Raw genomic sequence first — 12,069 nt, 5'->3', positions numbered from 1 at the left:
TCCCTATGACGAAGGGCCGGAGGACGGCAGTGGCCGCCGCGGCCGCTCTCGTCGTCGCGCTCGCCGTCGCCGGGTGCGCTCCCACGCCGAAGGTCGAGGCCGCCGCAGTCGCGGGGAACGGCGGCGCTTTCGCGAAGGACACGCAGAAGCAGCTGCAGGATGCCGTGGCCGCCGCGATGACCGCTGCCGGCGCATCCGGAGCCATCGTCGGCGTCTGGGCGCCGTGGGCAGGTGACTGGGTGGACGGCGTGGGCACGCAGTCGGCCACGACCAAGACGCCTGTGACGACCCGGATGGACTTCCGTGTGGCGGACATCACGCGCGCCATGACGTGCGACGCCCTGTATCACCTCGCCGGCGAGGGCAGGATCGACGTCGACAAGCGGGTCTCCGCCTACGACTCCCGGTATCCCGACCTGCAGGACGCGACGCTGCGCCAGCTGTGCGACGGCACCGCGCCCATCGGCTCGTATCGCGCGATGCTGGGCGCAGCGATGGCGGACAACCCCACGCGCGTGTGGGATGCGAACGAGCTCATCACCTACGGGCTCGGCCAGACGATCCCACCCGCGACCGTCACGCCCTACCACGACGCCGATGCCGGATACGTGCTCGTCGGGCTCGTCCTGGAGAAGGTGATCGGCAAGCCCATCGCGCAGATCCTGCACGACGAGGTGTTCGCACCCCTCGGACTGTCCTCGACCGCTCTGCCGGGCGCCAAGGCGGCGCCCCCGCACACGACCGGAACGCCTCTCCAGGGCTTCAACTCCGTCAAGGACGCCAAGGGCGCGTGGGTGTGCGACAAGCCCACGGACGTGACGGATGCCTCGGCCTCGCTGGGCTCGTCGGCCGCGGGTGTCGTCTCCGACATCGACGACCTCGGCGCGTACGTCCAGGCCCTCGCGAAGGGCACGCTGACCCCGAAGGATGCCAAACGCTACGCGTCGCCGAAGCCCGTCGGTGCCGACACGCCAACCTGGTACACGGCGGCCGGCGGCGCGTACCAGGCCGGCAGCCTCATCGGCCAGTACGGATCGGTCCCGGGCTACGCCACCGCCGCGTACTCCGACCCGCGCTCCGGGCTGACGATCGCGGTCGTGCTCAACAACTCGGGAGCCGGCGCATCCATCGCCCAGGACCTCGCCTTCGAGCTCGCGGCCATCGCGTCGAAGGCCCCCGCCGAGAAGGGCAAGGCGGCGCCGCCCGCCGGCCTGCCGTGGACGGCGCAGCAGTATGCCGACGCGATCGCGCACTCGGCCATCTGCGCACCGCCGAGCAAGTGACGACGCGCGCCGCCGGCGCGCCCGCCATCCTCCTGGTGATCGCGGGCCTGCTGTGTCAGGACATCGGCGCCTCGCTCGCGGTCCTGCTGTTCCCGAAGACCGGACCGCTCGGCATGGTGATGCTGCGGCTCGTCTTCTCCGCGATCGTCCTGCTGGTCATCGCGCGTCCGCGGCTGCGCGGGCATTCACCGTCCGGATGGCGGGCGGTGATCGCGTTCGGCGTCGTGCTCGCCCTCATGAACAGCCTGTTCTACCTCGCGCTGAATCACCTGCCGCTCGGCGTGACGGTCACGATCGAGGTGCTCGGCCCTCTGGTCCTGTCGATCATCGCCGCCCATCGCGCCTCGGCGTGGGTGTGGGCGGGGCTCGCCTTCGCCGGGGTCGTCGCGCTCGCCGGGGGCGGATGGGACCGGCTCAACGTCGTCGGCGTGCTCTTCGCCCTGGGGGCGGCAGCCAGCTGGGCGCTGTACATCGTGTCGTCCGCGCGGGTCGGCGGCGAGTTCCCGAAGCTCGACGGGCTCGCCCTGGCGATGAGCATCGGCGCGATCGTGTCGCTGCCGTTGGGCATCGCGGATGCGGGCGCCGCCCTGCTGCAGCCGCTCGTCATCGGTCTCGGAGCCGCGGTGGCGATGCTCTCCTCGACGATCCCGTACGCGTTCGAGCTGATCGCGCTGCGGCGGATCCCGGCATCCGTCTTCGCCGTCCTGATGAGCGTGTCACCGGCGGTGGCGACGCTCGCCGGCCTCGTGCTGCTCGGCCAGAGCCTCACCTGGGTCGAGCTCGTGGGCATCGGCCTGGTGATCGCGGCGAGCATGGGCGCCGTGTGGAGCGGCATGACCCGACGGGCCCCGCAGGCTCCGCCGTCGCCGGAGGCCGCCGCGCCCGAGGCGCCGTTCGCCGAGCCCATCGCCTGAACCATCGCCGACGCCGTCGGGGTCGCCGAGGTCGAGGCACTCCGGATGGGAGAATGGGCGCGATGTCCGACCGGCCCCTGCATCAGCGTCCGCGCTACCTTGCACTCGTGTTCGCCGGCGGGGCGCTCGGCACCCTCGCGCGATGGGCCCTCGCGGCGGCGCTGCCGTCGGGCTGGCCGGTCGCGACGCTGCTCGTCAACGTGACGGGAGCCTTCGCCCTCGGCTGGCTCCTCGAGGCTCTGGCCCTTCGGGGCGAGGACGACAGGCCGACGCACGGCGTGCGCCTCTTCTTCGGCACCGGCGTGCTCGGCGGATACACGACCTACAGCGCGTTCGCCGTCGACACCGACCTCCTCGGGATCACCTGGCCGTCGCTCGTCTACGTCGTCGCGACGATCGTGCTCGGGGCCGCGGCATCCCTCGCCGGAATCGCCATCGCCGCACGGATCGGGCGCCGCGCATGACGCTGTGGGCCGTGATCCTCATGGCGATCGCGGGCGGGCTCGGCGCCGTCGCGCGGTTCGTGCTCGACAGCATCGTGCGGATGCGGGTCGAGGCCTACCCGCTCGGCACGCTGATCATCAACCTCAGCGGCTCGTTCCTGCTGGGTGTGGTCGTCGGGCTCGCCGGCCACGTCCTGTCGCCGGAGTGGCGGCTCGTTCTCGGGACAGGATTCCTCGGCGGGTACACGACGTTCAGCACCGCGAGCTACGAGGCGGTGCGCCTCGCGCAGCAGGGCCGGTGGCGGGAGGTCTCGCTGCACACGGTCGGCATGGCGATCGGCGCCTTCGCCTTCGCCGTCGTCGGGCTGTGGCTCGGGACAGCGCTCTGACGGTCAAGGCAGGATCACGGCTTCCTCGGCCGTGGTGACGCCGGCCGGGGCGGTCGATGCATCCCTCCCGGGGCAGACCTACGGCGTCCAGCGCCAGTTGCGTCGGGCGTAGAGCTCGGTGAGGCCCATGCGCCGCATGTTGTGCAGCGACGGATTGGGGCCCGACTGCTCGGTCTCGGCGAAGGTCTCCGCCGTCACCCACGTGCTGCCGGCCGCGACGGCGTCGGCGAACCGCGCGGCCATGAGGGCGCTCTGGGCTCCGCGTCCTCGCGCCGACGGGAGGGTCGCCGCGCCGCAGAGGATCGTGCGCCCGCTCTCGGAGTGCGAGATCGACGCGGCGACGAGCCGGTCGCCGTCCCACGCGCCGTGCGCGCGGAAGCCCGGCGCCGTGGCTGCCGACGAGACCCACTCGAGCAGGTACGGGTCGTCCGGCATCCCGAATCCCGTGATCATCACCTCGGCGTACGCGGGCGCCTGGTGCGCGGTGATCGATGCGATGCGCAGGTCGGTCGGCGCCTCGGGGGCGTCGACGGGGACGGATGCGGCGAACTTCACCCACGACGTGCCCGGCGTCGCGCCGCGGTCGGCGAGCAGCTGCTCCCACGGCCCGTCGGCGTCGGGCGCGATCTGCCACAGAAGGCTCTGTGCGCCGTGGTTCCGCGCGAAGGCGATGATGCCGTCGACGATGTCCGCCGTCACGGGCTCGTCGACGCCGAGTCCGATGACGCGGCTCCAGAAGCCACCGGTCGGGTCCTTCGCCATGACGGTGGCGGATGCCGACCCGAACCGCTCCTGCGCCATTCCGAGCATCTCGCGGGTCGTGTCGTCCGCCCCCGCGAACATCGCGTGGAGGTAGTCCCCCTCGGCGAGCTCAGCCGCCCGCATCGCCTCCTGCAGGTCCATGGACGAACCATAGTGCGGCTGCGCCGCCGGAGATAGCGGTGCGATGCCGTGCACGCGCGGCGAAGGGAGACCGGACGCTGTAGGGGAGAGGCATCCGGTCTCCCATCGATCTCCCTCAGAGGATTGTGCTCAACTCGTCAGGAGCCTTTGAAGACGATCGTCGACATGAGCCAGATCGTTCCGGCCTTGGTGGTCGCGCCTGCATTGGCCGTCGCGCCCGCCGCGATCTGCTGATCCTCGACGAGCAGGTCCATGTCGGTGGCGTTGGCGATCGTCGAGCGGGCGGTGAAGCCGGTGCTCGGCGTCGGGGAGACGCCGAACCCGGAGTCGGCGTAGAAGCCCAGGGCAAGGCCGTTCGCGGCCGCTGCGGCGGTGGCTCCGGAGAACACGGTGGTGGCGGATGCCGCGGTGCCCGTCGCCGTCTTGGACACCTGGACGGCGCCGGTACCCGCGGCCGACGACAGACCCGAGTACTCGAGTGTCGAGATCCCGATGTCGGCGTTGTTCGTCGCGGTCACCGTGATCGTCGGCTTCGTTCCGCCTCCGGCCGTGATCGGAGCCGACCAGATGCTCTGCTCCGTCTGGTCGGAGGCGGTGAAGTGCAGCAGCTCGGTGTACACGTTCCCCGCGGAGTCGGTGACACTGCTGGTGGTCGCATTCGAACTCGACCACACGCCGACCTCGACGATGAGACGGTTGCCGGCGGTGATCGCGTTGGGCAGCGTGATCGTGCGCGTCTTCGTACCCCCTCCGTGCGCGGTCGCGGCCTGCACGAACGACGGCGTCACCGTCGCGGTCGGCGTCACCGCGTTGGACGGGGCGGACGGCTGACCGCTGCCCACCGCGTTCGTGGCCTTGACCGTGAAGGTGTACGCCGTACCGTTGGCGAGGCCGGTGATCGTCGCCGTCGTGGCGGGCGGGGTCCCCGTGATCGTGGTCGGCGTCTGGGCCGTCGTCCCGATGAACGGGGTGACCGTGTACGACGTGATCGGCGAACCACCGTCGGCGGGTGCCGTCCACGACACCGTCGCCTGCGTGTTGCCGGCCGTCGCCGTGACACCGGTGGGCGCCCCCGGCGCCGTCGTCGTGGCGCTGATGTGCACCATCGAGGCGACCGACGGCACCCCGCTGCTGTTGACGATGAACATCATGTAGTCACCGGGGGTTGCGACCGTCGACCCGCTCGGTGCCGTCACCGACAGGGTCGAGCTGCCTGCGGTGAAGTTCAGCGGCACGAAATGCTGACCCATGTCGGCCTGGTGTGTGTCGGCGCCGAGGGAGACGAGGTTGACCGCCGAGATGCTCGCCGCGTCCGGCGTGTTCACCGTGATCGTGCCGCCGTAGGTCGTCGACGAGGTCGACGAGGTGATCGTCGGCCGAGGGCCGTTGGACAGGTAGGCCGGCGAGTAGATCTGCGCGGAGTTCTGACCGGGGTCGGACAGCGTGTTCTCATGCCCGCCGCCCGCCACGAGCACGCGGCCGTCCGGCATCAGCACCGCGGTCGAGTGGTAGTTCCTCGCCGCCGACATGGACGGTCCGAGCGTCCAGGTCTCGGTCGTGGGGTTCCAGATCTCGGTCGTCAGAATGCCCGATGTGACCTGGGTCTGATCGCTGCTGGCCTCGCCGCCGACGGCGAGCACCGTGCCATCGGCGAGCATCGTGAGGGTGTGGTAAACCCGCGCGGTGTTCATCGGCGCGGTCTGCCGCCACGTCGGCGTCGCCCCGCTCAGATCGATGACCGATGTCGCCGCCGACGCCGGCGCCGTCGTGATCACGCTGCCGGCCCCGCCGCTGTAGAGCACCTTGCCCGGCCGGTACATCACCGACGACCCGTTGACGACACCGCTCGCCCCGATCGGCGTCCAGGTCTTCGCGTTGACGTCGAGCACGTACGAGACGTCCTCGGACGGCCCCATCGCGAGGACCTTGCCGTTCGGCATCAGATACGTGAACGGATACTCCTCCTCGTGGATCTGCGAGGTGCTGACGCCGGTGAGGAGCGTCCACGTGTTCGCTGTCGGATCGTAGACCTCAGGCGTATCCGCCCAGTGGTTTCCGTCGGTGGAGTTCCCGCTCAGAGCGAGGAATCGGCCGTCGGACAGCGGCAGCAGGGAGGGGTACCAGCGCGGCGCGTTCATGTCGGCCACCTTCGTCCAGGCGCCGGTCGCCGGGTCGAAGATCGAGGTCGTCGGGATGCCGAGATCCGTGGTGCCGTGACCCCCGACGACCAGGACCCGGCCGTCGGGCAGGTGGGTGTTGCCGGCGCAGAAGATGCTGGCCGGCGCGTTCACCGTGGTGAAGGTGTTGGATGCGGGATCCCACACCATCGTCGGCGTCGGGTTCTGCCATCCGTCGAAGAGCAGGTACTTGCCGTTGCTCAGCTGGATGTTGTGGATCGCGACCAGTGGCCAGGTCTGCAGCGCGCCCCACTGGCCTTGCCCGCCACTGCTCGGTGTCACGCTGTTGGACGCTGCTGACGCGGGTCCGGTTCCGACGGCGTTCGTCGCCGTGACCGTGAACGTGTATGCGGTGCCGTTGGTGAGCCCCGACACGGTCGCGGTCGTGACAGGTGGTGTGCCGGTGACGATGGTCGTCGACTGCGGCGTCGAGCCGATGTACGGCGTGACCGTGTAGGAGGTGATGGGTGAGCCGCCGTTGTTCGGTGCGGTCCAGGAGACTGTCGCCTGCCCGTTGCCCGCGGTGGCCGTCACTGCGGAGGGCGCCGCGGGTGCGCTCGCGCTGGTTCCGCCCGCCGTCGTGAACACGATCGTGCTCTGGAGCCAGATCGTGTTCACGCCGGTCCCGGTGCCGGCGTTCGGAGTGGCGCCTGCGACGACGCTCTGGTCTTCCACCAGCAGATCCATGTCCGATGCGTTCGCGATGGATGCTCGCGCAGTGAAGCCGCTCGACGGCGTCAGCGTGGTGCCGAACCCGGAGTCGGCGTAGAAGCCGAGCGCCAAACCCGCGACCGAGGTGGGAGCTGTGGCGCCGGAGAACACGGTCGCCGCTCCGGTCGTCGTTCCGTTGGCGGTCTTCGTCACATCGACCGCACCCAGTCCGGCCGTGGTGGAGAGCCCGGCGTATTCGACAGCAGCTACGCCGATGTCGCCGCTGCCTGTGGCGGTGGCGGTGATCGTGGGCTTCGTGCCGCCCCCCGCGGTGATCGGGGCAGTCCAGACGGTCTGCTCGGTGCCGTCGCCGGCGGCGGTGAAGCGCGCCACATTGACGTACGTGTTGCCCGCGCTGTCGGTGACCGAGCTGATCGTCGGGTGGGCAGCGCCCCAGATGCCCACCTCGACGATCATCCGGTCGCCGGTCGCGATGGCCGATGTCGGGGTCACCGTGCGTGTGGCCCCGACGCCGTGGCTGGTGGCCTGCTGGACGAACGCGACCGGCGGAGCGGTCGCCGGGGTGACCGCGTTGGACCGTGCAGACTCCGCGCCCGTGCCGATGCTGTTCGTCGCCTTCACCGTGAAGGTGTACGCGGTGCCGTTGGTGAGCCCCGTCACGGTGGCGGTCGTCACCGGCGGCGTGCCGGTGATCGTCGTCGGGGCCTGCGCAACGCTGCCGATGTAGGGGGTGATCGTGTACCCGGTGATGGGGGCGCCCCCGTTGCTCGGGGCCGTCCACGACACGGTCGCCTGCGTGTTCCCCGCGATGGCCGTCACTCCGCTGGGCGCTGCAGGTGCGGTCGGAGCACTCGGCGTGACGCTGTTGGAGGGCGCGGATGCGGGGCCGGTGCCGACGTTGTTCGTGGCGGTCACCGTGAACGTGTAGGCGGTGCCGTCGGTCAGGCCGGTGACCGTCGTAGTGGTACCGGGGGGCGTTCCGGTGACCGTGGTCGGTGTCTGGGGAGCGCTGCCGATGTAGGGGGTGACGGTGTAACTCGTGATCGGCGCACCACCGGTGGCCGGTGCCGTCCACGACACGGTCGCCTGGCCGTCGCCGGCTGTGGCGGTCACACCCGTCGGCGCACCCGGAGCGGTCGGCTGGGACCCGGTCAGGGTGACGTCGTCCACGTACATCCACGTGTCGTCGGGCGGATTCGCCCCGTCCTGATGGACGTTGAACCAGAGGACGATGGACTGACCGGCGTACGGCGTGGTATCGAAGGTGACCTTCGTCCAGGTTCTCGCGTTGCTGTTGCTCTTGAGCACCGAAGCGAGCGTCGAGCCCGAGGGGGTTCGCAGCTGCGCCTCCTGCCAGTCGAAGGCGCACGCCGACCCGGTGCAGAGCTCATCCGTCGTGGCGGGCCAGTACCAGAAGCTCAGGGTGCTGGTGCCGCCGGGGACGGCGACCTGCTGACTCAGCGATCCGTTTCCGGTGGGCTCGGTGCCCGATACCGTGCCGAGCAGGGCCGACCCGGTGCCGGAATGCACCGTCGTGGTGCTCGCCGTCCCCAGCGGGCTACCGGCGGGCGTCCACAGACTCACGCCGGATTCGAAGCCGCCGTTCTGCACAACGGACGCGCTCGCGGAGGGCGTCACGCTGTTGGACGGCGGAGAGGTCGGCCCGAATCCGTTGGGGTTCGAGGCTGTGACCGTGAACGTGTAGGTCGTGCCGTTGGTCAGTCCTGCGACCACTGTCGATGTCGCCGGAGGGTTGCCGGCGACCGTCGTCGAGGGCTGTGCGGTCGCGCCGATATAGGGGGTGATCGTGTAGACGGTGGCGATTCCGCTGCTCGGCGCACTCCAGCTGACGGCGGCGGAGGTGTATCCCGGCGTCGCCGTCACGTTCGTCACTTGACCGGGTGCCGGGGACGGTGTGAACACGACGTCCACCCAGTAGTTCTCGGCGTTGTATGTGCTGCTGGGGAACGTCGTCGACGAGGTGTACGAATACACGCCGTCCGGGTTGGATGCTGTCGATCGCGGCGCGTGCAGCGGCGGGCTGTCGACGGAGTCGTTGCCATCCGGTGCGGGCGCGGGTGCGTTGTAGAAGTAGCCGCTGTCCTGGGCGTAGTGCCCCACGGGCGCATAGTAGGACGCGATGTAGGTCGTTCCCGGGCTGACCGCGACCGGCTGACTGAACGAGGCCTGCTGCCAGCCCGAGGCGCTCTCGCCCGAGAAGGTCACCCGCCCGAGTAGCTGGCCGGTGGAGGTCCACAGGTTGCCGATGTGCGTTCCGGTGTTCTTGCTCGACTTGTAGAAGCGGATCCCGCTGACGGTGCCGAACGTGTCGGTGGTGAATCTCACGCCGACCTCGATCGACTGACCGTCGCCCGAGTCGGCTGAACCGGGCGTGACATTCGTTCCCCAGATCGAGCAGGGGCAGCCGACGTTCACCGTGGTACCGGCACTCGGCGCCTCGAGGTTGCCGCTGTCGTCCACAGCCCGCGAGCGAATGGTGGTCGTGGGGCTTCCGTGGGCCACCCACGAGTAGGTCCACGAGCTGGTTCCCTTGGCCGGGTGCCAGGTCTTGCCGTTGTCCGTGGATACCTCGACGCCGGCGACCTGACCGCCTCCGGCATCCGTTGCCGTCCCAGAGATGGTCGTCGCAGCGCCGTCGGCGAGGTTCGCGGTCTGCGCCGGGCTCGTGATCGTCGAGCTGGGCGCGGCGGTGTCGGTCGAGGCGGATGCCGCGACCAGGTTCCCGGCCAGCGTCGCCGGCTGCGCGCCCATATCCGCGAAGAGGTTGACGGTCGCCTGCTGCATGTTGCGGTCAGGCGTCTTTCCGGTGGTGGCGCCGTCGAGGCCCCACGACCACTGGACGGTGCCGGCGCCGAAGACGAGTGCGCCGCTGGGCGCGCGGTACTCGGTGAGGTGATGCGTCGCGGTCCCCGTCGCCACATTCGTGCCGTAGTCGACGAAGACCTGCGCCGAGGTGGAGGTCGTGGAGGAGAGATCGAACAGCCCGGCCGGTCGCGCGCCGTTGTCCGCATCCTCGTCCCATTCGTAGCCGAGCGTGCCGATGCCCGAGCCGAGGGTGGCCGTCTGGCTGGAACTGAGCGAAGCCACCCCCGTGTTGCGCCACAATCGCATCGCGGCATACGCCCCGGGCACTTGGATATCGGTCGTGCCTGCGTTGACGATGAAGAACTGCCCGGTCAGGGCGTTCTCAGATCTTCCGCCGTCGGCGGGCGGACTGAAGCGCGGATCGCGCCAGGTTCCCGTCCACGTGGTCGGATCCTGCGGGTCGGCCGGAGCGTCGAAGTGCGTCTCCTTGTACGAGACCAGGGTGCGGCCGGCGGTCTTCGACGCATCCGTGCTCGGCTCCCAACGGGTCTTCCAGAAGACCTCGTTGCCGCTGAAGAAGGCGAGGTTCACGCCACGATCGCGCGCCGCCTCGACGTTGGCGCGCTGATCGCCCGACCAGTACTCGTCGTGACCCACCGACAGGAACGTCTTGTGGTTGAGCAGGAGCGATCCGCGTGTCGCGACATCCAAGCCGCTCGTGTAGCTGACGTCGTAGCCGTTGGACTCCAGGAACCGGATCATCGGGTACTCGGCGTACATGATCCAGCTGGCGCCGCTGTCGTCGGCCGGGCTGTGCCACGGCCGGTTGTACGACACCTTGTACGCGGCCTTGTAGCCGCCCGGGTTGCCCGGGGGGCACGCGACCGTGCAGGAGTAGAGGCTGTTGCCGCCGTACGTGTTGTAGGCCTGCCACGTCTCGTCCGAGGTCTGCACGACGATGTCGCTCGTGCTGGTGTCGTTGCGCACGACGAATGGGATGAGGCTGCTGCCGCCGGTGTCGTTGCGGACGAGGTGCGCGAGGTAGACGCCCGAGACGGCACCCGTCGGGACGGTCCAGGATGCGGATTCCGCCCAGTTTCCGCAGTCGATGAGCCCCGTGCTGGAGTCGGTGAGGCACGCGGGCTGGCTCTGCGGCAGTTTCGCCGACGGCAGCACGCCGGCAGCGACCTTGCGCGCACCGTTGCCCTGGTAATAGCCCATCCGGAGGATGTCGATGTGGTAGCTGCTGGCGGGCGTGCTGACCTTGAAGCGCACCGTCTCGCCGACGTTGACACTCATCGAGGTCGCATAGCCCTGGATGCTGGCATCCCCGATCCCCGACACCTGCCAATCGCTCGGCGCATCGCCCGTCAGCGTGTTCTCGCACGCGATGACGCTCGTCACGGGCGGACCGCACGGTCCGGCGGCGATGGCCTGAGATGCCGGCAGCACGACTGCAGGCACGAGCGCGCTGACCAGAACAGACACCGCTAGCAGTGCCAGACGACGTCGCATACGCGACGAGCCGCTGATCTCCCCGACAATCGAGCGTGCCACAAGAGCGCCTTCAATCCCCAGTACGGGCCCGTGGGCCCGCGTCCCCAACGCTGCCCCCAGGCAGCGCACCATCGGATCTTGGGGATCCCTATCCGGCGATCTCTGATGTCGTGGACATCATAGGGGTCAGAGCGACGAAGTGTAACCCCTGAGGCGGATTCAGTCGTGTTCGTTGAGGGGCTGACGGGAATCGAACCCGCGCTGTCTGCTGGGGAAGCAATGGCTGGCGCGAGCGGCTGGGGGTGCGATGCCTTGAAAACAAAGGGATCTCGTGCGGCGGAGCGCGGAGGGACCGCGGGCCGGTCGAGCGTGCCGATGCCGGCGCTGCTCCGCGGTGGGTGCGGAGTTCGCGGAGTACGCTAGCGGCGTGCCTATTCGCTCCAGCGGCATCCGGCAGCAGAGCATCTGGGCGAGCGTCGTCAGCGACGACGCCCCGGCTATTCGTGCCTGGCTTCTCGCCCTCGGGTTCACCCAGGACCTCCTGATTCCGGGTGAACGTGACGGACAGATCCATCACTGCCAGCTCGACTGGCCCGACGGCGGTCGCGTACTGGTTTCCAGCACCGGCGAACGCGCGACGCCGTGCCGCCCGGGAACGAGTTCGCTTCACGTCGTGACGGCCGATCCCGACGAGGTGATGACCAGGGCCCGCGCCCTAGGTGCAGTGATCGTGCACGAGCTCGTCGACCAGACGGATTACCCATCGCGCGAGTTCACCATCGCCGACCCCGACGGAAACCACTGGACGTTCGCGACCTTCGCGGGTTAGGTGCACCGCCCTCCGCAGCTGCGCCCGCGTCGCATGCCCACATGCAGGTGCAAGACGCTCAGTCGCACTTGCCTCACGCCCACGCACGGCAGCAAGTCGACTCATCCATCAGTCGGCGTCGAAACGGGCCGCAGGC

7 protein-coding genes are annotated in these 12,069 nt (G+C 69.6%); 5 read left to right on the top strand and 2 right to left on the bottom strand.

What is annotated here, in order from left to right; all coding sequences use genetic code 11:
- Positions 1-5: 5 nt before the first annotated feature.
- From AC0NZN_RS15090 to crcB, 4 genes are all read left to right on the top strand, one after another.
- On the top strand, positions 6-1,283 hold the full coding sequence (locus tag AC0NZN_RS15090) for a serine hydrolase domain-containing protein (RefSeq protein WP_474593133.1): 1,278 nt from the start codon (positions 6-8) through the stop codon (positions 1,281-1,283).
- The gene (locus tag AC0NZN_RS15085; protein WP_474593132.1) at positions 1,280-2,197 is read left to right on the top strand and encodes an EamA family transporter; all 918 of its coding nucleotides are present in this window, start codon (positions 1,280-1,282) and stop codon (positions 2,195-2,197) included. Before AC0NZN_RS15090 ends, AC0NZN_RS15085 begins: the two co-directional genes overlap by 4 nt.
- A 62-nt stretch (positions 2,198-2,259) precedes the next feature.
- A complete protein-coding gene (locus tag AC0NZN_RS15080; RefSeq protein ID WP_474593131.1) occupies positions 2,260-2,661 on the top strand; it encodes a fluoride efflux transporter FluC in 402 nt (133 codons plus the stop codon).
- On the top strand, positions 2,658-3,029 hold the full coding sequence (gene crcB / locus AC0NZN_RS15075; RefSeq protein WP_474593130.1) for a fluoride efflux transporter CrcB: 372 nt from the start codon (positions 2,658-2,660) through the stop codon (positions 3,027-3,029). The genes AC0NZN_RS15080 and crcB overlap by 4 nt, the downstream gene beginning before the upstream one ends.
- A 78-nt stretch (positions 3,030-3,107) precedes the next feature.
- Here the strand turns inward: crcB and AC0NZN_RS15070 are convergent, their stop codons facing one another.
- Positions 3,108-3,932 (bottom strand): GCN5 family acetyltransferase, encoded by an 825-nt coding sequence (locus AC0NZN_RS15070; RefSeq protein ID WP_474593129.1) that lies wholly within the window; start codon positions 3,930-3,932, stop codon positions 3,108-3,110.
- A gap of 137 nt (positions 3,933-4,069) precedes the next feature.
- Positions 4,070-11,095 carry a N,N-dimethylformamidase beta subunit family domain-containing protein gene (locus AC0NZN_RS15065; protein ID WP_474593128.1) on the bottom strand — a complete coding sequence of 2,342 codons (7,026 nt, stop codon included), beginning with the start codon at positions 11,093-11,095 and terminating at the stop codon, positions 4,070-4,072.
- 436 nt (positions 11,096-11,531) lie between these two features.
- Between AC0NZN_RS15065 and AC0NZN_RS15060 the strand changes: the two genes are divergently transcribed.
- A complete protein-coding gene (locus AC0NZN_RS15060; RefSeq protein ID WP_474591230.1) occupies positions 11,532-11,933 on the top strand; it encodes a VOC family protein in 402 nt (133 codons plus the stop codon).
- The last annotated feature ends 136 nt before the right edge of the window (positions 11,934-12,069 follow it).

Source organism: Microbacterium sp. sgz311019 (assembly GCF_056135325.1).
The sequence above is the reverse complement of the archived record's forward strand: the minus strand, read 5'-3'. Positions and strand labels throughout refer to the sequence as shown.

Bases quoted from the DNA above. Each gene is read 5' to 3' on its own strand.
- AC0NZN_RS15090 (WP_474593133.1), top strand. From the start codon at position 6: ATGACGAAGGGCCGGAGGACGGCAGTGGCCGCCGCGGCCGCTCTCGTC.
- AC0NZN_RS15080 (WP_474593131.1), top strand. From the start codon at position 2,260: ATGTCCGACCGGCCCCTGCATCAGCGTCCGCGCTACCTTGCACTCGTG.
- crcB (WP_474593130.1), top strand. From the start codon at position 2,658: ATGACGCTGTGGGCCGTGATCCTCATGGCGATCGCGGGCGGGCTCGGC.
- AC0NZN_RS15070 (WP_474593129.1), bottom strand. From the start codon at position 3,932: ATGGACCTGCAGGAGGCGATGCGGGCGGCTGAGCTCGCCGAGGGGGAC.